Origin of the sequence: Enterococcus faecalis (genome assembly GCF_029024925.1) — a bacterium.
Taxonomy (GTDB): Bacteria; Bacillota; Bacilli; order Lactobacillales; family Enterococcaceae; genus Enterococcus; species Enterococcus faecalis.
Map to the genome: position 1 here is coordinate 2,019,020 of NZ_CP118962.1, position 24,970 is coordinate 2,043,989.

The following is a 24,970-nucleotide window of genomic DNA, read 5'->3' on the forward strand; positions in this document are numbered from 1 at the left end:
TGTATATCGCCCATAATATTAAATCGCTGCCAGCAATTCTTTCATTGATTGGGCAAGATTCTTAACATTCAATTCTTCGATATCCTGCTTATTGAACATCCCGGAACCCAGGCCTAAATAACTGGCGCCGTTTTCAAAAAATTCTTTAGCGTTTTCTTTACTGATGCCACCGACACCCATCAAGGGCAATTTGCCAAGAGGCGCTTGGATATCTTTGAAAAATCTCGGTGTAACTACTGCTGCTGGAAAAACTTTGACGATGTCCGCCCCTTGGGCAAACATTTGATTGACCTCTGACGGTGTCATCGCAGCCGGTACTGCCAATACACCTTTTTCATTGGCGTAGGCCAACATTTCCTCAGTAAACATGTGCGGGCCTAATAAGAATTTGGCACCAGCTTCGTAACAAGCTTTTGCCTGTTCTAAGGTTCTAACGGTGCCGGCTCCGATGTAGGTCGTATCCCCGTAGCGTTTATTCAACTCACGGATATGATCGATGGCTCCTTCAGTATTCATGGTCATTTCCACTGCAAATTGATGATCAAATTCCTGCATTGCTTGTAAAATCGCATCTGCTTGATCAAACGTGTAGCCCCGCATAATTACGGTAAATCTTGGATAATCAGCTAATTTCATTTTTTCCTCCTTAAGAACTTTGTCTTAATAATTGATAGATGGTTTTTTCATCTGCTGAAGCCACCAACTGATCAATCAAAGAATCATCTTTGGCGATATCGGCGATCTGATTGATAGCTCGTAAATGCTTGGTTAAATCAAAGAAGGATAATGGCAAAATCAAACTGATGGCCTCCCCATTCGGAAAAATCACCGGTTTTTGACAAACCATAATGCTGACACCGTCATTAATGACCCCTTTATCAACAGTGGTATGCGGGATGCAGGTTCGCATCCCCAGATAACCGGCGTAACCGGGTTGTTTGATTTGATTCACGCAATCATTAATAAAGCGTGAATCGATGATCTGATGATCCAATAATGGTTGACATGCCAGACTGACTGCCTCTTCCCAAGTCATCTCCTGATCGATTACTTGCACATAATTTGGACGCAGGTAGTGAGTCAAAGAAGGTAAGACTTGGAAATTATCCAATGGAGTACTTTCATCTTGTTTCACCAAGAAGTATTGCAACTCTTCCCGCAGAGACGCTTGATCGTTGACCGTCGCATATTTTTTGACGATTTTCAACAATTCATCCAGCGCGCGATCCACCTTAGTGATGCCCAAGTCACTTAAGACTCGGTAGCGCAAACTGATTTGTTCCTGATAAGTCATGATGGGATCAATAATGAACTGCATCATGGCGCTGTTTAAAGGTGTTGTAGTAAAAACCAAGTCGTAATCGACTTCAAACTTGTAAAAGTCTCGCACCGATAAGGAAGCCAAAAAATGAATTTCGGGAAAAAGTTTTTCCATATTGGCCCGTACTAACTTGGAAACCATAACGCCGTTGGTACAAACCACCACTGCTCGTGGCCGCTGTTTGTTCAGCTTGTTATGACTGCTTAACTGGTAGCCGAAATAATAAGACAACAAATCCAATTCGTCGTTCGGAAAGGCTTTGTTCAGCCAATTCTCGATGGGAATAATCAATTCTTTCATCAAGTCGATCAAGATTGCATGGTTGCTGTCTTTGATCAGGCTATCGACAGAATAGACCCCCAAACTCAAGTTAAAGCGGATCCGGAAACAGGCCGGTCGTAAATGACTTAATATCCGACGTTCAAAGTCTTCGCGATCATCGATCATAATCAAGGTTTGGTTTTGAAAATTTTCCACCATTTGACTGATCAATTTACGTAAATCTTGATCTGAATCGTAGTTCTGGGTGGTCTTACTTTCAAAAATATTGGAAGTCAAAAATAAGAGCGTGAACCATTCCAGGTAACTCTTGGATAAGTTCCAAGCCGTCTCGCCGACTAAAATCGTCAACATCCGGTATTCCGGTGTATTACTGACCTCACCGGGAAAGAAATCCGGTTTAGTGGATACTTTGATGCCCCGGCTGACTAAAAAACGGGCCGCCGTTTGCAGGTAATCCACCGCCTCATCGGAATAACTAAGGTGTAACATTTGTTCCATATTGTGAACCAGATGGACAATTTCTTCTTCCGTCACGCCATGAACCAACTTGCCTCGGATGGTTTCCCGACGGAAAATCGGGCACTGCTTCACCAAATCAGATAACAGTTGCAAGATTCGGTGTTCCGATCCAGCCAATTGATACCCGTTAATCCGGTCGTATTGAATTGTCAAACTGTAGTTTCTTAGTAGGGCGTCGGTTCGTTTGATATCATCCATGATGGTAGTTTTGCTGACTTCTACTATATCCAACAAATGATCCAGACTAACATATTCGATATTGGTAATCAAAGTCATCACTATCAGCGCCCCACGTTCTCCCTCCGTCAATGCCAACGTTGCTTGTTCGTCCACCGTTTCCTGATCCAACTGGGACATCATTTGGATCACTTCAATCGGTACTGTAATATCACCAGAGTGACTACGCTGGATCGTTGGGATATTTTTCATCTCCAAGTCTTCATTGAATTGGTTGATGGCATAGTTGATTTGACGACGTGTCAAATCGAGTTCACTTGTCAAAGCGGAAAGTTTCATTTCAGGGTTTTTAATAATCATTTTGAGTATTTCACGAATTCGTTTGTTCATTTGACTATCCTCCTGACAAAATCATTATATATTCACGCAAGCGCTTTTTGACGACGCTTTCATCACGATATTTGTCACACTCACTTTTTTAGTTTGTCACACCGGTGTGACACAGATAGCATAATCGGCGTTATATCAAGTGTACCATGGCGTGACAATTATTTGTTACACCAGAAAATTAGCGCAAAGGTTCTGTTGCAAAGTTTTAAATCTACTATCAGATAAGGTAGAATAATAGAAAAAGATAGCAGGAGGAATGACGATGAGTCATTTTAAAGGAAAGCAATTTCAGCAGGATGTGATTATTGTAGCCGTGGGCTACTATCTTCGTTATAACCTTAGCTATCGTGAAGTTCAAGAAATCTTATATGATCGTGGCATTAACGTTTCTCATACGACGATTTATCGTTGGGTGCAAGAATATGGCAAACTACTCTATCAAATTTGGAAAAAGAAAAATAAAAAATCCTTTTATTCATGGAAAATGGATGAAACGTACATCAAAATTAAAGGAAAATGACATTATTTGTATCGAGCCATCGATGCAGATGGTTTAACCTTGGATATTTGGTTACGTAAAAAACGGGACACACAAGCAGCCTATGCTTTTCTTAAGCGGTTAGTGAAGCAGTTTGATGAACCGAAGGTTGTAGTCACAGATAAAGCCCCCCTCTATTACAAGTGCCTTTAAGAAACTAAAAGAATACGGCTTTTATCAAGGGACAGAACATCGTACCATTAAATACCTGAATAATTTGATTGAACAAGACCATCGTCCAGTAAAGAGACGCAATAAATTCTATCGAAGTTTACGCACTGCCTCTACCACGATTAAAGGCATGGAAGCCATTCGAGGATTATATAAGAAAACCCGAAAAGAAGGCACTCTCTTCGGGTTTTCGGTCTGTACTGAAATCAAGGTATTATTGGGAATCCCAGCTTAAATCATAGATACCGTAAGGGATTTTATTCTTTATTTAAAACTTTGCAACAGAACCACCATTGAATATATAATCATCGACATAATCGATAATTCCCGTAGCACCATAATAAGGGTATTTACCTGAAATACGAAGATCTGAATCGATAGGAACACGTTTCCCGTCGAATGATTCAGTCAATTCCCCCAACTTCCGCTCTTCCCAATCCTCTGTAAATCCTGGGAAACGGATTTCTGGTCGTGTATCATTACTCATGCTTAAACACCTCCAGCGCACCTTGTAACCACGCTTCATTTTCAGGTGTTGTTTGCAGGGAAGAGATAGCTTCTAAAAGTTCTTTTTCTAGCACTTGCTGTTCTTGTCGTATCTTCTTGATGTCATTTCCGACATGAACCATATCAATTGGTTCTTCTTCTTCAAACGTATCTACATAGCGTGGGATATTTAAGTTATAGTCATTTTCTTTGATTTCATCAAAGGTTGCCAAATGAGCGTATTTCTCGACATCTTTTCTTTCAGCGTAGTTTTCGAGGATTTTTTGAATGTTTTCTTCCGATAATTTATTCTGATTTTTTCCTTTGACAAATTCTCGACTAGCGTCAATGAATAATACATCTCGATTTTGGCGGTTCTTTTTCAATACAATCACCGTCGTTGGAATCGACGTACCAAAGAACAAGTTCGCAGGCATACCAATCACGGCGTAAATACTGCCATCTTCTAATAATTTTTGACGAATGACTCCTTCTGCAGCGCCACGGAATAAAACTCCGTGTGGCAAGACGATGGCCATAGTCCCTGTTTCCTTCAAATGATAGAAACCATGAAGAAGAAACGCAAAATCTGCTTTGGATTTTGGCGCTAATTTTCCATAACGATTAAACCGAGAATCGTCTAAGAAGGTCGTATCTGCTGACCAATTAGCCGAATAAGGTGGGTTCATTACTACTGCATCAAATGTGTAAGGTTCATCTGTTGGCCAATCCTTATTCAACGTATCCCCATTGCGGAGATTCATTTCTTCGGCATCTACCCCATGTAAAATCAAGTTCATTTTTGCTAGATTGTATGTCGTTGTATTTAATTCTTGCCCATGATATTTAACGTTATCTGGGTGAGTTAAGTAGTTACGCACATTTAACATCAATGAACCTGAACCCATGGTTGGATCAAAAACACTAAAGAATCGTCGTTCTTTTTGATCCAACGTCACGATTTGTGCCATCATATCAGAAACCATATGAGGCGTGTAAAATTCTCCGGCTTTCTTCCCTGCTTCTGAAGCAAATTGACTGATCAGAAATTCATAAGCATCCCCGATCACGTCCCCATCGTGACCTAAAACTTCCACGTCATTCAATTTCTTAATGACTTCGGTAATCGTCACATTTCGTTGTTGCTCATCTGTTCCTAGTTTTTTTGATTGGAGATCCACATCATCAAATAACCCATTAAATTGATTGTAGGTAGATGCCAATTGCACAAAGGCTTTGTTTAGATCATTCAATTGGAACGTTGCTTGTTTTGCTTGATCCGCTAAGACGTTGAAAAGATACTCTGGCGAAATCGCATACCCCAAAATATCAACGATTGTTGCAATCAGATCTTCTTTTGATTCTTCATCTGAAAGTAATTCGCGATACAACATCGTTTGTTTGCTTACCGTATCATATTCCTCTAAGGATTCATCTGCTAAAAGAACCACTTGTTCCAACAAACGGTCGGATAAATATTTATAGAAAATCAGTCCCAATAAATAATTTTTATATTCTGACGCATCCATTTTGCTACGGAGATTATCTGCCGCACTAAATAATTTTTGATTTAATTCTGCACCCAAAAAGATACACTCCTATCTCTTATTTAAAGTTGCTATATACCCTCTTATTTTAGCATACTCCCTTTTAGAAAAAGCAAAAAAAAAAGAAAGAAACTTATTCTTGCTAATAAACTACGCGAAAGGAGTCTAACGTTGTTTGATATAACTTAGACTGATCGTTAACTTATTTTTTATATTTCTACATAGTTATCTTTAGAACCATTTCAGATACATATGAAACAATTACATATGATTTTTTCATAAAAAAACAGTACTGTCTAGTAGTATAAAATATACAAATTTCTTAAAAATTTTTTCACTAAAATCACTACCTGAAACAGTCTAAAACACTTATATATCAACGTTTAATGAAACTATCTCCGTTTCATTTCAGATACAAATAAATATAGTCGGGCTCCAAATCCGAAAAAAAATACCCCCAGTAGCTTATCCTAAGCTACTGGAGATGTATAAGTACGGTCATATAACAACGGGGTAGGGTAAATAAATGAAAAAGATGGAAGAATCATTATTCAATAACTTTTTTAAATACTTCGTTGTAATCAGTTACCTGTCCGTTCTTAAATACCACAGAATAATCTTTTTTCCCATTTTCAAGTAACCGAAGTGGAATATCTTTACCAACTTGCTCTGTCACTGCATTACTGATACCTGTTAGATTAGCTAATAAATCTGATAAAGATTGAGCATCTGTAGAAATCTCTGTATCAGTATTTATCGTGATTCCTTTATCTTCATTTACAAGTTTCCAAGTAGGTGGTATAGCTGTGTATGTTTCTACAAATGAATTAAGTTTTTCATTAAGTGACTTCTCTTTTATATTTCCATCTAAAAACTCTGTATATATGGCTTGAGCTATACTAAAACAAAGCTGGCCTTGTTCTAATAATTTTACATCATTAGTTAGTAAAGCTGTGTTCACGTTATCAATCGCTTCAAGAAGAGTATCTTTGGTGTCCCTAACAGCTTTAGGTGTGCCTTCTGGAATTTCCCTACTTGATACCTCGTCCATTTTATCTTCCATAAACCCCTTAAAATCATATCTTTCTCCCAAATCCATAGAAGTTTTTGAGAAAGCTTTCATTTCTGAGTCTATTTCTTCAATAATATTTAACATGTCTGATACATATTGTTTAGGCTGATTCGTTTTTAATCTATATGTGGTAAATATCTCAATTCCTCCAATTATCAATAAAATTGCCAAACAAATCCATAATAATTTTTTCTTTTTCATTTTTCCTCCTATACACTGCTGTTATAACAGTGACTAATGTAAAGATTTTCCCAGCAATCATCAGACTATTATTTACAGGGAATCAAAAAAACTCCTTAGTAAGCTTACACCTTTAGGAGTTCCTGTTTGAACGGTATGCATAATACATTTAAATCAATTTAACATTAACACCTCAGTATATGGTATCTCTACATATACACGGTCTTTTTTTGGATAGTACTCGACATTTATATTGATAGCACTTCCATTGTCTAACGTAGCTTTAGCCCGGTACGTGTTATCACCATTATCATGAGTGATCGTCACATCATCACATGTCCGATTTAAGTTATACTGTTCTTGTAAAATCTGAGTTACCAATGGTACAGATGACTTCTCTAGTCCAGATGAACCCGTCATTCTTGAAAAAATTATACCTATAATAGCCAATACAACGATACCTATAATGACAAACTTCTTATTCATATTTACTTTATTCAACTTTTTATCTCCTATCTCCAAAATGATTTTCTCTCATCAGTAACTCATTGACATCCCCAATAGTACACCAAAGATGGCTCCAGCTACCCCTGCTATCATCAAAATCGTACCCATTTGTTCATCTTTCTCTCGATATAAGTAACCCATAATAACAGCAACAGCACCAAATACCACAGGAATAAATGCTAATGATACTACCATAGAAATCCAACCAATAATCAAATACAGCTTCCCTGTCTCTTGTCCATGTACGATTTGTTCCTTCATTTCATTAATTGTCTGCTCAGTACTTTTCTTTACTGTGTCTGTTCCGGTTGTCTCATCTGTTTCTTGTAATGCTCCGCAAAACTGGCAATACTTACTTTCATTTGTTATTTCTTTACCACATTTTCTACAATACATGTCTTCTCCTCCTAAAATCATTCAATTGCTTATTAGCTAACTGTTTACTTTATTAAATACATCAGAAAACAGCTCATTTATTGGTACACTTAATATCTCAGAAAGCATTTTCATTTGATAGGGTTTAGGAATCGTTCTCCCTGTTTGCCACGAACTTACACATTGCTGTGTAACATTCATTTTTTTGGCTAACTCAGTTTGGGAAAGTCCTTTTTCTTTTCTGTATCGGCTGAGATTACTTACTTTTTTCATGATTCTCCCCTCCTGTTTTATTATATACAACAATATGATGTATTTCAACTCATAAAATATATAAATACTTCAAATGTCATTACAAATACAACAACTTGTTGTACTCTACTGAGAAGGGGGGTGTATTAATGAAACAGAAGCAATATGCAAAGGTCATTAGAGAAAAGCGAAAAGCACTCGGGTGGACACAAAAAGAATTAGCTAAAAAAATCTTCTCTACACAACAGGCAGTAGCAAGATGGGAAAATTCTGTAACAGAACCTAACCTCGATAGCTTAACAGCTCTTTCTAGAGCCCTAGGAACCCCTGTAAGCCATTTTCTAGACAATGTTGACATAGATTATGAGGAAGAGTTTTTGGCTCTCTATCGCTCTCTTAGTACTGAAGATGCAATTCGAACAATTGACTATATGAAGCTATTAAAAAGGCAAGAAAATGAACGCAATCAGCTATTGAAAGATTGAAAAATAAATAACCCACCGAACTTTAACGGTGGGTGTATTGAGATGAAATAAGATTAAGAGCTATGGATAACCTGTCTAGTTTAATATAATTGGGTCTCTTCTATTCCTTACTCTCCGTCCATCATCTCTTGTTACACTTGTAAATTGATAAATAGGAACTAATTCAACTCCTGATAATATCAATTCTTTTATTACTTCATCTATCCCTGCCCCTTTCGCTAGATATACTAAAAAACTACTGCTTGCTTTCACATTGTATAGTTTCTTAATATCCTTAGAAGCTCGTTCAAGAGTGAATCCTTGTTTAACAAAGTAGCCTCTGTTTTCTATTAAAGCATTTTTCACGCTGTTATCCCTGACATTTCGTAGGCGTTCACAAACAGTGTTAATAAGTTCTTTCTCTGTCATTAGATATGTCCCTTGCCACGATAAGCCCTGTAAAACTTCATGTGCTTCATCTAAAATCAATTGTTTTTCCTTGCTAAGTTCTGATCGGGAATTTTGAGGAAATACTCTTTTAGCCTCTTTTTCGTTAAAACATATCTTAACCCATTCATAAGAAAAATATTGATATGTAAAATGAAATTTTTCCAGAAGTGGAAGGATATCTTCATTCAATTTTTGAATCACAGAAGTTGTATTAAAAACGTCTAATCGATAGACATTGCTTCTCTTATGATTAAAGTTTCCTAACGCTTTCTCTTCCTTTAACCTATTTAGGTATTCGAGCATCTTCAAAGGAACATCTTCATCATCTAATTTTTTTATCAATCCTATAAAAGTCATAAGTGATAGTAACTTATTACATTTATCTATGTCATAAGTTTTACCATAGTAAGAACTCATTTTTTTAGCTAATTGTTCCCCCGACAAAATACAAGTCACACTTTCCTTACTATCATCAAAAAAATTAACATCAGAAAGCAAGACATCATAGACACGTCGCATTTCCTCTAGATAATTCCTTATTGTCCTGAAAAGTTTGTCTTTCATTGATTCAAGAGTGTCAAAAAGTACTTTTGATTCCTCTTTCAATTTTCGAAAATGTGTAGGATACAAGTCTAGGTTCTCTAATAGCCAATTAAATGTTTCTACCCGACTGTCTTTCTTTAAAATTAGCATCACAACTCCAATAAAATTTTCACTGATATCACAATTACTGGAATGACAATAAAAAATGGAATGCCCAGTTTTACTGGTAAAAATACTAGCAGAGGGATTATGATCGTTGTGAAACAGACATCTTAAGTTTTTACTTGACTTAAGTAATTTATTCATATCAATGGTTAACAATCTTTCATAAATCTCATTAAAAGACATGTCGGAGGAATCAAACAGGCAGTCTTTAAACCACTGTTTCATTTCTTCTTTGTCGTCATTTTTTATCAACTTAACAAAATAGGTTTCATTGACTAGTTCATACTCTCTCCCTGAATCACTTTGACAATTTTTAGAACATGTCATGGTAAAATCAATCGGAAGCTCAGTAATATCTAACATGTTGTCTTCATTAATTATTATCACTGCATCTGACTTATATCCTCCAAAAAACATTCTATTCGAAGCATTTACATTGTCATCACACCCGGGGATGTTCTTTTTCAAGTATTCGTAAACAGCAACCATTTTACCATAGTCAGTAATTGCTTCTTTTAATAGAAAGACAATCTTGTATTTTTCTAGATTTTCAGAGTACCGAATACTTTTTTGTATCGCAAACGCAGAATTATGAACTAAATTGATAGATAAAACCTTTTCTATGCTTAAGTATCTACTATCATCTTTACTCAAATCTACTACCTTCCCCTTCTCATCTTTAACAGTGTTATCGACATCCAGAATAATTACTCTGGTTTCCACAAAACTCTCCTTGTCATTGCCTTTATTCTTTGTCTTGCTTGGAATAAATGATTGTGATGAATTTAGTATCTCTACAAACTCATCTCTTGTAACTTCTCTATAGTTATCTAAACACCTATCTCTTACATCAGTTTTTTCTTTTTTTGTAACTGGCTTCTCTAATAATTTTTCTTTATCTACATAAATTGGAATATTAATCATTGATGTTTCCATTTGTGTTTCCTCCTTATAAAATTCTGTTAAAGACTAAAACATACAGATAATAAAAACAAACTCTTTATTACTATATGTTTTAGTCTTATTTGTTTACTCAACCTTTATACCGTTCCATGAAACTATCAATATCAGATTTTTTAAATCTAATGACCGTATCAATTTTTATAACAGGTAACCCGTATTGAGAAACATATTTTCTAATCGTTCCTACTGATACACCTAGATATTCACTTGCCTGCTGATAGTCCATATACTCTAGAGTGACTCCAGAAATAATGTCTTCTAGCATAGGCTTTAGCACTGTAATTATCTCTTTCACTTGTTGTTCAACTTGTATAGAAACAATGCTATCAATGATTTGTAGAGACATATTTCCCCCTCCTTTCGTGATTGCTTGAACAAATTTTCTAAGAATTATCTTCGTATTTTTTGCTCAAAATAAAAGTATTTTGTTATTAACCGATTAATCAAACAAAAAATGATTACCAGTTCATCGACATACACATAATACCTCGATAAAAAAGGGGTGTCAATAGTTTTGTAAAATTTATTTACAACACCCCTTTTTTGAGGTATACTAATTTTAGGAGGTGTGGTCAATATGATAAAACGTCCACCAATAAATTATTTAGAACGAAAAAAGATACTCGGAACAAAAATAAAAGCTATAAGAAAGAGTAAAAAATTAACACAACCAGCATTTGGTCTTATGATTAACAACGGTCAATTAATTGACAAAAAAACTATCTACGAATGGGAGAAGGGAACCTATTTACCAATACCAGAGCGATTATCCCGAATTGCTGATTTGGGAAATATGAGTATAGAGGAGTTAGTTTGTGGCAATGTAGAAGAATATATTTTGGGAATTATTCTTTATAGAGATAGCATTGTACTAGATGGTATAACATTTCCAGATAAAAACCTGTTCCAGCATCTTCGTCAACAGTTCCCACCAGTACACTCTAATTTAGATACATGGCTGGATAGATATTCCAAATTAGAACCAGAGATGCAAGAATTTATTGCTAACAAGACTTGTAATAAAGTTAAAAATGAAAAAATTAGTCTTTTCAATATCTTAAAAATAGAAGAATTATTCATCAATGCTATTGTAGAAGAATTTGACAATAACATTCTTTTCCTCACTAGCAGTATAGAAGAACTACTAGAAAGAATGGTAAATGAATGGCTACCTATTCAATTGAAAGACATGTCTTATCCCGAAGAAGCTGTGAGAGAAATTACTGATAATATAAACAAGCTAGAACAAACGATTTCATCAATTGGGAAAAAATACACTAAGAAAAAAATGAAGGGAGGTGATACCATCTAGTGGTAAGTACTCCTTGTAAACTAAGAGGAGATGATTTCATGGCAAAAATATCAAAGTACAAAAAGAAAAACGGTCAAGTGGCGTGGATGTATAAAGGACACATTGCCACCGATCCACGAACTGGTGAAAAAATAAATACTACGAGAAGAGGTTTTAGTAGCAAACAAGAAGCTCAAAAAGATTATGACGAGTACAGACATCAAATATTATACGGTGTTAAAAAGAAAGCACCTGATATGACATTTGAAGACCTGTATAATGAATGGATAACTCATCAGCGTACCAGTGTTAAAGCTTCAACAATCGCAATCTCAGTAAGATACGCAAATAATCAAGTACTTCCAGCATTTGGTAAGCTTAAACTATCGAATATCTCTGTCCCATATTGTCAAAAAGTGGTAGATGAATGGCACAGTAAATATGAAAGTTACGATTATATGAGAAAACAGACTGCACAAATTTTACGCTACGGGGTTGCAATGCAATATATTGACAATAATCCTATGGAAAAAACACTTCTTCCACGAAAAAAAGAGTATGAGAAAAATCGTAAATTTTACTCAAAAGAGGAGCTTAATAATTTACTGGATGCTTTTAAAGATTTTGGTAACATGAAACAATACGCCTTCTTCAGATTATTGGCATACACAGGTATGAGAAAGAGTGAAGTACTCGCTTTACAGTGGAAAGACATAGACACGTTTAATAAAGAACTACATGTCAATAAAACTCTTGCTGTAGATGAATTTGGTAAAGTTATAATTCAATCTCCGAAAACAAGAGCTTCTAGACGAGTTATCTCTTTAGATACTGAGACTCTTTCTATCCTCAACAACTGGAAATTACAGCAAAAAGAAGAGTATTTAAAACTTGGATACAATACTAGCTCTAAAGAGCAACATGTTTTTACAACAGTTAAAAACACTCTATACATTCCAAACACTGTTAATGATTGGTTAAGATATATTTTGAAAAAATATAACTTGCCTCGTATTACACCTCATGGGTTTAGACATACACATGCTAGTTTATTATTAGAAGCAGGAGAATCTGTCAAGGTAGTTCAACAACGATTAGGGCATGAAAATAGTAAAGTGACATTAGACATCTATGCACATATTACAAATAATGCACCTAAGAAAACAGGTCAAGACTTTGCTGATATGATGGCTCATCAGTAAAAGAGCTGGTCAAAATCTGGTCATTTCTAGTATACAGGCAAAACAAAAAAGCTAGAACCCTTATATATCAAGGGTTCTAGCTCCTATAACAGGTTTACCCAACACTGCCTTCCATCTCATAACTAATCAACCGATTCAACTCAACCGCATATTCCATCGGTAATTCTTTCGTAAATGGTTCAACAAAGCCCATAACAATCATTTCTGTCGCTTCGGCTTCAGATAAGCCGCGACTCATTAAATAATATAATTGTTCTTCAGAAATTTTTGAAACTTTGGCTTCGTGTTCTAAGGACACTTGGCTGTTATGGATTTCGTTAAACGGAATCGTATCTGATTTTGATTTTTCGTCCATGATAATCGTGTCGCATTCGATGTGGGAAATCGAGCCTGCGCTGTCTTTTCCAAAAGTCACTTGGCCACGGTAGTTAACTTCGCCGCCGTCTTTAGCAATTGATTTTGAAACAATTGAGCTAGAGGTATTCGGCGCATTGTGAATCATTTTGGCCCCAGTATCTTGGATTTGGTTAGCACCAGCAAAGGCAATCGATAACATCGTGCCACGGGCGCCTTTGCCATCTAAGTAAACGCTTGGATATTTCATGGTTGTTTTAGCTCCTAGGTTACCATCAATCCATTCGACAGTGGCACCTTCGTAAGCTTTAGCACGTTTGGTTACTAAGTTGTAGACGTTATCTGACCAGTTTTGAATAGTGGTATAACGACAATAAGCATCTTTTCTTGTAAAAATTTCTACGATGGCCGCATGCAAGCTGTTACTTGAATACGTTGGTGCCGTACAACCTTCAACATAGTGAACGCTAGCCCCTTCATCGACAATAATCAAGGTCCGTTCAAATTGGCCGGTATTTTCAGCGTTGATTCGGAAATATGTTTGTAATGGTACATCAACTCGAACGCCTTTTGGTACATAAATAAAGGTTCCACCTGACCAAACAGCTGAGTTTAAAGCGGCCAGTTTATTATCTGTTGGTGGCACAAGTTTTGAAAAATACTCTTTGAATAAGTCAGGATATTCTTTTAAAGCAGAGTCAGTATCTGTAAAAATGATGCCTAATTTTTCAAATTCTTCTTTCATGTTGTGGTAAACAACTTCTGATTCATATTGAGCCGAAGCCCCAGCTAGATAAGCACGCTCAGCTTCGGGAATCCCAATTTTTTCAAAGGTTTCTTTGATTTTATCAGGTACATCATCCCAATCGCGTGCGGGTTTGTCACTCGGTTTTTGGTAATATTTAATTTTACTAAAGTCAATATCTGACAGGTCTGGACCCCATTCTTGCATGGGCATTTTATTGAATTGTTCTAACGATTTTAAACGGAAGTCAAGCATCCATTCTGGTTCGCCTTTCACGCGAGAAATTTCGCGAACGACGTCTTCTGTTAGGCCGTCTCCGGTACTAAAGACTGGTTCCACATCGTCGTGAAAGCCAAATTTATATTCTTCTAATTCAGGTACTGTACTCAATTCGTCGTCACCCTTTCTTTATTTTTCACAATGTAAATGACCGGCTTCGCCTTGGCCGTTATTAGCAACAGCCTGCTCTAAGGCTTTCCAAGCCAAGGTTGCACATTTGATCCGAGCTGGAAATTTAGCTACGCCGCTTAACATTGCTGCATCGCCTAATTTTTCATCTTCGGCCACTTCATTTCCTTGAACAAGTTGAGAAAAATCCTCTGCTAAGGCCGTTGCTTCGGCGATTGTTTTTCCTAATACCGCATCAGTCATCATACTAGCACTTGCTGTACTGATAGAACAGCCACTTCCTTGAAAGGCGATATCTTTAATCACACCGTTTTCAATGGCCACATCCAGTTCAATCACATCTCCACAAGTAGGATTATTCAGTTCAATTGTTTGGCTAGACGCATCTAGCGTTCCGTGGTGATGTGGGTGGCTAGAATGGTCCAAAATGACTTGGCGATATAAGTTATCTAATTTAGAAAGTGCCATGCTGGAAAAACTCCTTTGTCGCTTTAATCGCTTCAACTAAGCGATCTGCGTCTTCTTTGGTATTGTATAAATAAAAACTTGCCCGTGCAGTTGCTGGCACGCTCAGATAGTTTAATAGCGGTTGCGCGCAATGGTGACCCGCTCTGACAGCGACCCCTTCCATATCTAACGCCGTAGCCACATCATGTGGATGTAAACCGTCAATATTAAAAGTAATCACACCTGTGTGGTCTTTTGGATCCTGTGGACCATAAATCGTCAAGCCCTCGATAGCTTGCAACTTCGGCAAAACATAGTGAACAAGGGCTGCTTCATGTTGATGAATGGCCTCTAAACCAATTTCTGTTAAATAATCAATGGCGGCACCTAAGGCAATTGCCCCAGCAATATTAGGTGTGCCAGCTTCAAATTTCCATGGAAGCTCTTTCCAAGTACTTTCTTGAAGATGAACAAAGTCAATCATTTCGCCACCAAATTCCACAGGTTCCATTTGTTCCAATAAATGACGTTTGCCATAAAGGACACCAATTCCAGTTGGTCCACACATTTTGTGACCACTAAATGCATAAAAATCAGCATCGATGGCTTGAACGTCCACAGGCATATGAGGAACTGCTTGCGCGCCGTCTACCACCATCACAGCGCCATTTTGATGAGCTAATTGTGTTAATTCTTCGATTGGATTAATGACCCCTAACACATTTGAAACATGAGCAATCGAAACAATTTTCGTTTTTTCTGTAATTTGTTGACGTGCACTTGCCATGTCTAAAAAGCCGTCTTCAGTGACGTCTATATACTTCAAAATGGCCCCTGTCCGTTGGGCTAATTGTTGCCAGGGAATAATGTTTGAATGATGTTCCATGTAAGATATGACGATTTCATCCCCGGCTGTAACTGCCAAGTCACCATAACTTTTGGCAATCCAATTCAAACTGGTTGTTGTTCCTCGTGTAAATAAAACTTCCGCTGTTTCTTTAGCATGTATAAATTGGCGAACCTTTTCGCGGGAGGCTTCATAGTCCTTCGTTGCTCGTTCGGCTAACGTGTGCACCCCACGATGAACATTGGCATTATCGGTTTCATAATAATGTCGTAAAACATCTAACACTGCCGATGGTTTTTGGGTTGTTGCAGCATTGTCTAAATAAACTAGCGGTTCATCATTAACTTCTTGAAATAAAATAGGAAACGATTGCCGAATGGTTGCTGCATCCATCATGCGTTTAACTTCCCTTCGATTACTTCTACAAATTCATTTTGTACTTCTTTAACTGGAATTGCTGTAATGACAGAACCTAGGAAGCCACGAATCACCAAACGTTCCGCTTCTTCTTTACGCAAGCCGCGGCTCATTAAATAATACATTTCTTCTGGATCTACTCGACCAACGCTGGCTGCGTGTCCGGCAGTCACTTCATTTTCATCAATTAAAAGAATTGGATTGGCATCACCACGAGCTTTATCAGACAACATTAAAACACGACTTTCTTGCTGTGCGTCGGCTCCTTTTGCGCCTTTTAAAATGTGGCCAATTCCGTTAAACGTTAAAGTACCACGTTCACGAATAACTCCATGTTGTAAAATATGACCAATCGAATGTGGCGCTTTGTTTGTCACTCGTGTGTCGATGCCTTGTGTTTGTTTACCTGCACTAATTGCAACGACTTTAACTTCTGAATGAGCACCTTCGCCAACTAAATCAGAATCAAAATCAGCAACAACATCGCCATCATTCATGACGCCTAGAGCCCAATCAACAGAAGCATCCCGCATAATATAGCCACGACGATTCATATAAGTCGTTACAGTTTGCCCTAATTGATCCACAGCTGAGTATTTAACTTTTGCGCCATCTTTCGCAATCACTTCCACAACGATATTTCCAGAAGCTTTCTCTGCATGATGACCAGTGGATTGAAAACGTTCTAAATAACTGAATTCACTATGATTATCTGCAACGATTAAAACATGTTTAAAGAAAGGTTGGTTGCTATCTGAATCCTGAATAAACAAAGATTCAATGGGCTCTTCAATCACTACGTTTTTAGGAACGTATAAGAAAACGCCACTATTCATGAAAGCTGCATGAGCTGCTGTCAGCTTATCTTCTTCTGGTAATACGGCTTTAGTCATATAGTATTCTTTAACTAATTCTGGGTGCTCTTGTAAAGCAGTAAAAATGTCTGTAAAAATTACCCCTTGTTCCGCTAATGAGGCTGGCAATTGCTCAAAAGCATGAAAAGATCCTTGTTGAACAATTAAAGGATTGTCTTTCATTTGATCAAAACTTGCGACATTTCCTTCAGAAGGCACATAACTTTCCATGTGAACATTTAATAAAGGCCAACGATGAAATTTCACACGATCAATATGTGGTAACTCACTTTCGTCAGCGTTTTTTAAAGCCGTTGTTCGCAATTCAGTCATCCAAGCTGGTTCTTCATGTTCTAGTGAAAAAGCGGTGACTTCGTCAAGATAATCCATTAGATTTACTTTTTTCATTTATCTTGTCCTCCTTACGCTTCTTCTTTGTAATCAATACCTAATTCTTGGCTGATACCAGCATAGCCTTCTGTTTCTAAACGTTTTGCCAAATCAGCCCCACCGGTTTTCACAACGCGGCCTTCCATCATGATATGAACAACATCCGGCGTGATATAGTTCAATAAGCGTTGGTAATGGGTAATAATTAACGCACCAAAGTTCTCGCCGCGCATTTCATTAACCCCTTTAGAAACTACTTTTAACGCATCGATATCTAAGCCTGAATCAATTTCATCTAAAATGGCAAACGTAGGCTCTAACATCAATAATTGTAAAATTTCATTTCGTTTTTTCTCGCCGCCAGAAAACCCTTCGTTTAAGTAACGCTCAGCCATTTCTTCAGGCATATTTAATAATTCCATTTTGCTATCTAATTTTTTTAAGAACTGCATGACTGACATTTTGTTGTCTTCGTCACGTTTTGCATTGATTGCTGCACGCATGAATTCAGCATTGGTAATCCCTGGAATTTCACTTGGGTATTGCATTGCTAAGAATAAGCCTAGGCGAGCGCGTTCGTCTACTTCTAAATCTAAAACGTTGACGCCGTCAAATAGAATTTCTCCTTCTGTGACTTCATAGTTAGGATTTCCCATAATTGCTGCTGATAAAGTAGATTTACCAGTTCCATTAGGCCCCATAATTGCATGGATTTCTCCAGTATTAATTGTTAAATCGACTCCTTTTAGAATCTTTTTATCTTCAATTGATACGTGTAAATTTTTGATTTCTAACACAGACATGTACAATTCCCTCCAACTTGTTTTAATCGTTTTTCCGTTCTCACTCATTTTAGCCTAATTGAGAATGAATCGCAAATTACAATTGCTAAAAATAACAACTCTTATCATCAAATTTTAGGATTCAATTTGTGAAGGAAAATTTTAAAAGGCTGATATTTCAAAGTTTCTCTATATTTTTAAGTGATCCTCCCTACACAAAGAAAAAAATTCTGGTAGAATAAAAAAATTTATTAAAGAAAGCGTTTTCTTAAATAATTACTTTAGAATGACTTTCGCAAAGAGAGCGTTGAGATACGCCTTCCTCATCTATACAAAAAAATCCAGAGCATTTGCTTCTCTGGATTCAATAATTTTTATTAGTGATTGGTTTTATACTTCTAAAAGTTCTTGTTCTTTTTCAGCAGTAATCGCATCGATATTTTTGATGCTATCGTCTGTTAATTTTTGAACATCTTTTTCAAATGAACGTAATTCATCTTCAGTGATGTCGCCATTTTTTTGAGCTTTTTTCAACTCATCCATTGCATCACGACGAACGTTACGGACAGCAACTTTTGAGTTTTCCGCTTCTTTTTTCACGTCTTTGGCTAATTCTTTCCGACGTTCTTCCGTTAATTGTGGAATCACTAAACGGATGACATTTCCATCATTGGTTGGACTAATGCCGATATCACTCATTTGAATAGCTTTTTCAATATCAGCGATAGAATTTTTGTCAAACGGTGTAATCATTAATACACGTGCTTCTGGGATATTGATACTTGCTAATTGGTTAACTGGTGTTGGTGCACCATAATATTCTACTTGAATACGGTCTAATAGACTTGCGTTCGCACGACCAGCACGAATTTGACCTAATTCACGGCGTAAGCTTTCTTCCGCTTTTGTCATTTTTTCTTTGGCTGTTGCTAAAACTTCTTTAGACATTCTTTATTTCCCCCTTACAGTTGTTCCGATATTTTCACCAAGGATGGCACGACGGATATTTCCTGCTTCATTTAGGTTAAAGACAACTAAAGGAATATCGTTATCCATACTTAATGAGCTTGCTGTTGAATCCATTACTTGCAGCCCTTTAGAAATAACATCTAAATGTGTTAGTTCTTCAAATTTTGTCGCTGTTTCATCCACACGTGGATCTGCAGAATAAACACCATCAACATTGTTCTTCGCCATTAAGATGACGTCTGCATCTACTTCTGCAGCTCGTAACGCAGCCGTTGTATCTGTCGAGAAGTAAGGATTTCCTGTTCCTCCGGCAAAAATAACAACGCGGCCTTTTTCTAAATGACGTTCTGCACGACGACGAATGTATGGTTCTGCAATTTGACGCATTTCAATTGATGTTTGAACACGTGTAGGCACACCAAGATTTTCTAATGTATCTTGCAATGCTAAGGCATTCATCACAGTAGCTAACATGCCCATATAATCTGCTTGTGCACGTTCCATGCCCATTTGAGCACCAATTTGTCCACGCCAGATGTTTCCGCCGCCAACCACGATGGCCATTTCGATACCTAATTCATGGACCTCTTTAATTTCTTGGACGATTTCTTTAATGACTGGTGGTTTAATGCCAAAACCGTCTTCTCCGGCTAGCGCTTCTCCACTTAACTTTAATACGACACGTTGATACTTAGGTTTAACCATCATAATTCCCTCCAAGATTCTCTAAAAATCATTCAATTCCTCATTTAGATGACTTTTCACCAAAATGATTTTTTAGACCAAGCAGTGCGATCCACTGGTTTTGCCTAAAAAAAGGGAGCGCATATCAAAGTTATGCGTTCCCAAATGGCTGAAAGACTGCCTTGAATCAAGCAGTAATCAATTTATGCAGCTTCCTTTGGGGATCGCTGTCTGTTTAGATACTTATGATTCACGGCTTTTCAACCGAGCGTTTGATGCTCTTAGTTTTTCATTTGGCTCATTACTTCATCCGCAAAGTTATCTTCACGTTTTTCGATACCTTCGCCAACTTCAAAACGTACGAATGATTTCACTTCGCCGCCTTTAGAAGCAACAAATTTTTCGACAGTCATATCTGGATCTTTAACAAATGGTTGGTCAACCAAAGCGATTTCTGCTTTGAATTTTTGTAGACGACCAACAACCATTTTTTCAACGATATTTGCTGGTTTACCTTCGTTTAATGCTTGTTCAGTTAACACAGCTTTTTCGTGTTCTAATTCTTCTTGAGGAATTTGAGATTCATTGACATAGCGAGGGTTGATTGCCGCGATGTGCATAGCAACATCTTTCGCTACTTCTTCGTCAGTTGTGCCATCGATAACTGTTAATACAGCAATACGGCCACCCATGTGTAAGTAAGCGCCAAATGCAGCATTGTCAGCTTTTTCGACAACTTCAAAACGACGGAAGCTGATTTTTTCACCGATAACAGTTGTTGCTTCGATTAAATCAGATTCGATTGTGCCTTTTTCAGTTTTAATAGCCATTGCTTCTTCCATCGTAGCTGGTTTGTTTTCAGCAACTTTAGTCGCAATATCTTTAACTAAATCTTGGAACATTTCGTTTTTAGAAACGAAGTCAGTTTCTGAGTTTACTTCAACGATTGCTGCAACGTTACCTACAGTTGCTACGTTTGCTAAACCTTCAGCCGCAATGCGGTCATTTTTCTTCGCTGCTTTAGCCATACCATTTTCACGTAAAAAGTCTACGGCTTTTTCCATGTCGCCTTCTACTTTTACTAATGCTTTTTTAGCGTCCATCATTCCAACGCCAGTCATATCGCGTAATTCTTTTACCATTTTAGCTGTAACGTCTGCCATTATTTGTGTCCTCCTCGGATATTATCAATTCTTTTTAAAAAAGCTATCTCAAAGGAGAATCAGGCTTTTTGTCGCCTAGCCTTTGAGACAGCTCCGTAATCATTATTATTCAGCTGATTCGTTGTTTCCTTCAACAACATCAACGATTTCTTCGATTGAAGTTGCTTCTGGTGTTTCTTCAACGAATAACTCTTCAGTTGCTTGGTCTTCCCCTTGGTTACCTTCGATGAAAGCATCAGCCATTTTAGCAGTGATTAATTTCACGGCGCGGATTGCATCATCATTTGAAGGGATTACAACATCGATCTCATCAGGATCACAGTTTGTATCAACCATTGCAACGATTGGAATGTTTAATTTGTGTGCTTCTTGAACAGCAATGCGTTCTTTACGTGGGTCAACGATGTACATTACATCTGGAATTCTCGGCATATCAGCGATACCACCTAAGAATTTTTCTAAACGTTCACGTTCTTTGTTTAAGCCAGCAACTTCTTTCTTAGGTAAAACTTCGAAAGTGCCGTCTTCTTCCATTGCATTGATTTTTTTCAAGCGAGCAATACGTTTTTGGATTGTATCCCAGTTAGTTAACGTACCACCTAACCAACGATGGTTTACATAGTATTGACCAGCGCGGATTGCTTCATCTTTGATTGCTTCTTGTGCTTGTTTTTTAGTTCCTACGAATAAAGCAACGCCGCCTTCTTCTGCAACGTTTTTCATGTAATCGTAAGCTGCATCTACTAATTTCACTGTTTTTTGTAAGTCAATGATGTAGATACCGTTTCTTTCTGTGAAGATATATTTCTTCATTTTTGGGTTCCAGCGACGAGTTTGGTGACCAAAGTGTACGCCGGCTTCTAGTAATTGTTTCATAGAAATTACTGCCATGTTGTGTTTCCTCCAGTTTGGTTTTTATTTTCCTCTTCTTTTCGTCAACTCCTTGAAGAACTACCGTAGTAGCACCACTTCGCAGATGGAAAAGAATGTGGATTTCGTGTGTGAAAATCACACCTTTAACAGTATAAGATATTTTCAGAAAAATAGCAAGCCTTAAAACTAGAAATGTCGCTCCTACTGCGCTTGCCAAACAAGATGACATTCTTCGTTTCCCGTTTCATCGATGGTTCGCTTTTGTTGGACAAAGCCTTGTTTTTGATAAAAGGCATAAGCTGCTTGATTTTCCCTGTAAACAGCCAAAGATAAGACATCCTGTTCTTCTTTTGCTACTTGCAGTAATTTCTGACCGATGCCCTTCCCTTGAAACGCTTTTTTTATAAAAATTCCTGCGATATAGTTATCCATTAATCCTAAAAACCCAATTATCTGATCCTCTTCTTCTGCTAAGATCAGTGTTGCTTTTGGTAACGCAGCGCGGACAAATGCTTTATTTTCTTGCCAATAAGTTGGCGCGACAAATGGATGAGCTTCTAGATTCGTTTGCAGCCAAATAGCCATAATGGTTTCTAATTCTTTTTCTGTTAACTGGGTTGTCTTTTTGATAGTCATCATTTTTTGACACTCATTTCTGTTATTGATTATTTTCAAAATAAAACATTAACACGCCCGCTGCGATAGCGACATTCAATGATTCTGCTTGACCTTTCATTGGAATATAAAGATTTTTCGTGGTTTCTGCTAACAATTCTGGCGAAACCCCGCTACCTTCATTGCCTAAAATCAACGCATAATTTTCCACTGCCTCTTGTTCATAATAAGCAATCGCAGCTTCATTTAGTTCTGTACCGAAAACTGGTAGACCTTGCTTCTTGAATGCCTGAACCACTTCGGTCAATTCTCGTTGGAGAACCGGCAAATGATAGTGACTTCCCTGCATTGAGCGCAACACTTTTGTATTGTAAATATCTGCTGTGCCCTTACCTAAAATCACACCTGCTAAACCTGCTGCATCAGCTGTGCGAATCATCGTACCAACATTACCAGGGTCTTGGATATTATCTAAAAGTAACCAACCACCTTTAAAAGAAAGCGACTGCTCTTGTTGCGTTTCCAAGGTGACAATTGCCAAAATTCCTTGTGAAGTTGGCAGCTCCGACAAGCTATTTAAAACCTCATCACTAACAAAAATTAATTTTTCTGTTTCTTGTTCAGCTAACCAAGTTCCCCATTCTTGTTGACCTCTTTGGTTAAACAAAATCCACTGAACATCGGCGTTGGCCTTCACAGCTTCTTCAACTAAATGAAATCCTTCTATTATATATTGGTTCAGTTCTTCTCGGTACTTCTTTTTGTGTAATTTTTTCCATTCTTTTAATTGGTTATTTTTCGTTGATGTAATTTCTTTCATAAGTCACCTCGCCTTTGTATTATAGCATGCTTCTAGCTTGCTTGGATACTTGCTAGAACCAAGAAAAATCGCTATCATAAAGAAAAAAGCAAAGGAAGTGTCTCTCATGGAAAAACTAAGAATGAATGTACAAGGGCGTGTCCAAGGTGTTGGCTTCCGCTACATGACCAAAATGGTGGCAGATCAATTAGGTGTCACTGGTTCAGTGAGAAACGAAGACGACGGGTCCGTTTCAATCACAGCAATTGCACCTGAAGACATAATGGAAACATTTATCAAAAAAATCAAAGATTCCCCCAGTCCAGCGGGACGTGTAACGTATGTTGATATTCAAGAAGACCCTTTGTTAGAAGAAACGGAACAATTTAAAGTAATCCAATAAACTTACTTTCTAACGATTGATTTCTTTGGGAAGAAGCCTTGAACAGCAAGTAGTTCCTGCTTTTTATTGATTTTTGTAAGAGCTTCTTTTCGATTTTGATTGAAAAAGAGCGCTGTTTCAAGTATAGTTAACCATGTAAAAATTTTTTAGAAAAGGACCGAATTACATGCGTAAATTAAACCGATGGCTTTACGGCTCTGGCTTACTATTTTTAGTAATGTTTTTATCAGGCTGTGTGAAAACAGGAGCAGATGGACAACCAACTGGTGAAGGTTTTGTCTATAACTTCCTTGTTTTACCGATGAGTAATGCAATTACTTATCTTGTCGATAACTTTAATTGGAACTATGGTTGGGCGATTATTTTTATCACCATTATTGTACGGATCATTATTTTACCGTTAGGCTTACATCAATCGAAAAAAAGCTTTATCCAAACGGAAAAAATGCAAGCAATCAAACCTCAAGTGGATGTTGCACAAGCAAAAATGAAACAAGCAAGTACGCGTGAAGAACAAATGGCCGCACAAGCAGAACTACAAAGGATTTATAAAGAAAACAATGTGAGTATGGTTGGCGGAATTGGTTGTTTGCCTTTATTAATTCAAATGCCTATTTTCTCTTCTCTGTTCTTTGCTGCTCGTTATACAAAAGGTATTGCCACGGCAAGCTTCTTAGGAATGAATTTAGGGCAACCAAATATGATTTTAGTGGCATTAGCTGGTTTAGCCTATTTAGCTCAAGGTTATATTTCAATGATTGGTATTCCTGAAGAACAAAAGAAAACAATGAAATCAATGCTGATTGTTTCACCATTAATGATTGTTTTCATGTCCTTTAGCTCACCTGCAGGCGTAGCGCTTTACTGGGTAGTTGGTGGTATTTTCACATGTATTCAATCTGCCATCACAAATATCCTCTTACGTCCAAGAATTAAAAAACAAGTACAAGAAGAATTGAAAAATAACCCACCAAAACAAGTGGTTACTCCTATTAAGGATGTGACACCAAAAGAAACAAACAAAGTAACGCAAAAAACGAACCAACCAAAAGCAAACGGCAATAACGGTCGCAATGCTGGAAAACAAAAACGTAAATAAAAAAAGGATCGCCTCTAAACGGCGATCCTTTTTTTACTTCAATTCTTTCCCAGTCATCTCTTCAATAGTTCGAATAGACTTTGGACCAAAGCCATGCAACGAAAGTAACGCTTTTCGGCCTCGTGCGTAGAGTTCATCCACACTGTCGATTTTTTCATTCGTTAGTGCACGAACAGCTGGCTTTGATAATTGTGTTAAAATTTGTTCAAACGTTGTTTCAGACATG

General features: G+C 37.3%; 27 protein-coding genes and 1 pseudogene. 6 read left to right on the forward strand and 22 right to left on the reverse strand.

All coding sequences use genetic code 11. The features are described 5' to 3' along the window. Positions 1-18: 18 nt before the first annotated feature. Both PYW42_RS09990 and PYW42_RS09995 read right to left on the reverse strand, forming a co-directional pair. Positions 19-636: a bifunctional 4-hydroxy-2-oxoglutarate aldolase/2-dehydro-3-deoxy-phosphogluconate aldolase gene (locus tag PYW42_RS09990; protein WP_002362827.1), complete on the reverse strand. Its 618-nt coding sequence runs from the start codon at positions 634-636 to the stop codon at positions 19-21. A gap of 10 nt (positions 637-646) precedes the next feature. Further along, a complete protein-coding gene (locus tag PYW42_RS09995; protein ID WP_002411299.1) occupies positions 647-2,689 on the reverse strand; it encodes a BglG family transcription antiterminator in 2,043 nt (680 codons plus the stop codon). A 262-nt stretch (positions 2,690-2,951) separates the two neighbouring features. Here PYW42_RS09995 and PYW42_RS10000 point away from each other — a divergent pair. Beyond that, positions 2,952-3,633: pseudogene (locus tag PYW42_RS10000) on the forward strand (IS6-like element IS1216 family transposase). Between the two features lie 33 nt (positions 3,634-3,666). Here the strand turns inward: PYW42_RS10000 and PYW42_RS10005 are convergent. The 6 genes from PYW42_RS10005 to PYW42_RS10030 form a co-directional block, all read right to left on the reverse strand. Then, the gene (locus PYW42_RS10005; protein WP_002392002.1) at positions 3,667-3,885 is read right to left on the reverse strand and encodes a restriction endonuclease subunit S; all 219 of its coding nucleotides are present in this window, start codon (positions 3,883-3,885) and stop codon (positions 3,667-3,669) included. Further along, the gene (locus PYW42_RS10010) at positions 3,878-5,470 is read right to left on the reverse strand and encodes a type I restriction-modification system subunit M (protein ID WP_002388306.1); all 1,593 of its coding nucleotides are present in this window, start codon (positions 5,468-5,470) and stop codon (positions 3,878-3,880) included. The genes PYW42_RS10005 and PYW42_RS10010 overlap by 8 nt, the downstream gene beginning before the upstream one ends. 508 nt (positions 5,471-5,978) lie before the next feature. After that, positions 5,979-6,704: a hypothetical protein gene (locus tag PYW42_RS10015; protein ID WP_002362722.1), complete on the reverse strand. Its 726-nt coding sequence runs from the start codon at positions 6,702-6,704 to the stop codon at positions 5,979-5,981. 153 nt (positions 6,705-6,857) lie between these two features. Further along, the gene (locus PYW42_RS10020; protein ID WP_002287730.1) at positions 6,858-7,184 is read right to left on the reverse strand and encodes a hypothetical protein; all 327 of its coding nucleotides are present in this window, start codon (positions 7,182-7,184) and stop codon (positions 6,858-6,860) included. Between the two features lie 36 nt (positions 7,185-7,220). After that, entirely contained in the window at positions 7,221-7,586 is a 366-nt protein-coding gene (locus PYW42_RS10025) for a zinc ribbon domain-containing protein (RefSeq protein WP_002287729.1), read from the reverse strand. A gap of 36 nt (positions 7,587-7,622) precedes the next feature. Beyond that, positions 7,623-7,838: a helix-turn-helix transcriptional regulator gene (locus PYW42_RS10030; protein ID WP_002296546.1), complete on the reverse strand. Its 216-nt coding sequence runs from the start codon at positions 7,836-7,838 to the stop codon at positions 7,623-7,625. 128 nt (positions 7,839-7,966) lie between these two features. Here PYW42_RS10030 and PYW42_RS10035 point away from each other — a divergent pair, with 128 nt between their 5' ends. Beyond that, positions 7,967-8,302, forward strand: a complete 336-nt coding sequence (locus tag PYW42_RS10035) for a helix-turn-helix domain-containing protein (protein ID WP_002287726.1) — start codon at positions 7,967-7,969, stop codon at positions 8,300-8,302. A 75-nt stretch (positions 8,303-8,377) separates the two neighbouring features. On the opposite strand, the gene PYW42_RS10040 is transcribed toward PYW42_RS10035, so the two are convergent. After that, a complete protein-coding gene (locus tag PYW42_RS10040) occupies positions 8,378-10,375 on the reverse strand; it encodes a hypothetical protein (protein WP_002362716.1) in 1,998 nt (665 codons plus the stop codon). A 97-nt stretch (positions 10,376-10,472) separates the two neighbouring features. Further along, complete coding sequence (locus PYW42_RS10045; RefSeq protein ID WP_002287723.1) at positions 10,473-10,748, reverse strand: helix-turn-helix domain-containing protein; 276 nt, start codon at positions 10,746-10,748, stop codon at positions 10,473-10,475. Between the two features lie 231 nt (positions 10,749-10,979). On the opposite strand from PYW42_RS10045, the gene PYW42_RS10050 reads away from it, so the two are divergent. Both PYW42_RS10050 and PYW42_RS10055 read left to right on the forward strand, forming a co-directional pair. Beyond that, positions 10,980-11,714 carry a helix-turn-helix transcriptional regulator gene (locus tag PYW42_RS10050; protein ID WP_002332746.1) on the forward strand — a complete coding sequence of 245 codons (735 nt, stop codon included), beginning with the start codon at positions 10,980-10,982 and terminating at the stop codon, positions 11,712-11,714. Positions 11,715-11,752: 38 nt separating this feature from the next. Then, a complete protein-coding gene (locus PYW42_RS10055) occupies positions 11,753-12,895 on the forward strand; it encodes a tyrosine-type recombinase/integrase (RefSeq protein WP_002362715.1) in 1,143 nt (380 codons plus the stop codon). 94 nt (positions 12,896-12,989) lie between these two features. Here the strand turns inward: PYW42_RS10055 and sufB are convergent, their stop codons facing one another. The 11 genes from sufB to PYW42_RS10110 form a co-directional block, all read right to left on the reverse strand. Then, positions 12,990-14,384: a Fe-S cluster assembly protein SufB gene (gene sufB / locus PYW42_RS10060; protein WP_002356769.1), complete on the reverse strand. Its 1,395-nt coding sequence runs from the start codon at positions 14,382-14,384 to the stop codon at positions 12,990-12,992. A gap of 18 nt (positions 14,385-14,402) precedes the next feature. Then, positions 14,403-14,870, reverse strand: a complete 468-nt coding sequence (gene sufU / locus PYW42_RS10065; protein ID WP_002411117.1) for a Fe-S cluster assembly sulfur transfer protein SufU — start codon at positions 14,868-14,870, stop codon at positions 14,403-14,405. Further along, on the reverse strand, positions 14,857-16,092 hold the full coding sequence (locus PYW42_RS10070) for a cysteine desulfurase (RefSeq protein WP_002411116.1): 1,236 nt from the start codon (positions 16,090-16,092) through the stop codon (positions 14,857-14,859). The genes sufU and PYW42_RS10070 overlap by 14 nt, the downstream gene beginning before the upstream one ends. After that, on the reverse strand, positions 16,089-17,375 hold the full coding sequence (gene sufD, locus PYW42_RS10075) for a Fe-S cluster assembly protein SufD (RefSeq protein WP_002368983.1): 1,287 nt from the start codon (positions 17,373-17,375) through the stop codon (positions 16,089-16,091). Before sufD ends, PYW42_RS10070 begins: the two co-directional genes overlap by 4 nt. 14 nt (positions 17,376-17,389) lie before the next feature. After that, on the reverse strand, positions 17,390-18,160 hold the full coding sequence (gene sufC / locus PYW42_RS10080) for a Fe-S cluster assembly ATPase SufC (protein WP_002356763.1): 771 nt from the start codon (positions 18,158-18,160) through the stop codon (positions 17,390-17,392). Positions 18,161-18,529: 369 nt separating this feature from the next. Continuing rightward, on the reverse strand, positions 18,530-19,087 hold the full coding sequence (gene frr / locus PYW42_RS10085) for a ribosome recycling factor (protein WP_002356762.1): 558 nt from the start codon (positions 19,085-19,087) through the stop codon (positions 18,530-18,532). A 3-nt stretch (positions 19,088-19,090) separates the two neighbouring features. After that, entirely contained in the window at positions 19,091-19,813 is a 723-nt protein-coding gene (gene pyrH / locus PYW42_RS10090; protein ID WP_002356761.1) for a UMP kinase, read from the reverse strand. 260 nt (positions 19,814-20,073) lie between these two features. Continuing rightward, positions 20,074-20,955: a translation elongation factor Ts gene (gene tsf, locus PYW42_RS10095; protein ID WP_002356760.1), complete on the reverse strand. Its 882-nt coding sequence runs from the start codon at positions 20,953-20,955 to the stop codon at positions 20,074-20,076. Between the two features lie 105 nt (positions 20,956-21,060). Beyond that, positions 21,061-21,846: a 30S ribosomal protein S2 gene (gene rpsB / locus PYW42_RS10100; RefSeq protein WP_002356759.1), complete on the reverse strand. Its 786-nt coding sequence runs from the start codon at positions 21,844-21,846 to the stop codon at positions 21,061-21,063. A 183-nt stretch (positions 21,847-22,029) separates the two neighbouring features. Beyond that, positions 22,030-22,467: a GNAT family N-acetyltransferase gene (locus PYW42_RS10105; RefSeq protein ID WP_010816156.1), complete on the reverse strand. Its 438-nt coding sequence runs from the start codon at positions 22,465-22,467 to the stop codon at positions 22,030-22,032. A gap of 19 nt (positions 22,468-22,486) precedes the next feature. Continuing rightward, a complete protein-coding gene (locus PYW42_RS10110; protein ID WP_002356757.1) occupies positions 22,487-23,263 on the reverse strand; it encodes a TrmH family RNA methyltransferase in 777 nt (258 codons plus the stop codon). Between the two features lie 106 nt (positions 23,264-23,369). Here PYW42_RS10110 and PYW42_RS10115 point away from each other — a divergent pair, with 106 nt between their 5' ends. Then, complete coding sequence (locus PYW42_RS10115; RefSeq protein WP_010706543.1) at positions 23,370-23,645, forward strand: acylphosphatase; 276 nt, start codon at positions 23,370-23,372, stop codon at positions 23,643-23,645. Between the two features lie 166 nt (positions 23,646-23,811). Next, positions 23,812-24,744: a membrane protein insertase YidC gene (gene yidC, locus PYW42_RS10120; protein ID WP_002411113.1), complete on the forward strand. Its 933-nt coding sequence runs from the start codon at positions 23,812-23,814 to the stop codon at positions 24,742-24,744. Between the two features lie 33 nt (positions 24,745-24,777). Here the strand turns inward: yidC and PYW42_RS10125 are convergent, their stop codons facing one another. Next, the gene (locus PYW42_RS10125; protein ID WP_002382766.1) at positions 24,778-24,969 is read right to left on the reverse strand and encodes a DNA-directed RNA polymerase subunit alpha C-terminal domain-containing protein; all 192 of its coding nucleotides are present in this window, start codon (positions 24,967-24,969) and stop codon (positions 24,778-24,780) included. Position 24,970 lies beyond the last annotated feature (1 nt).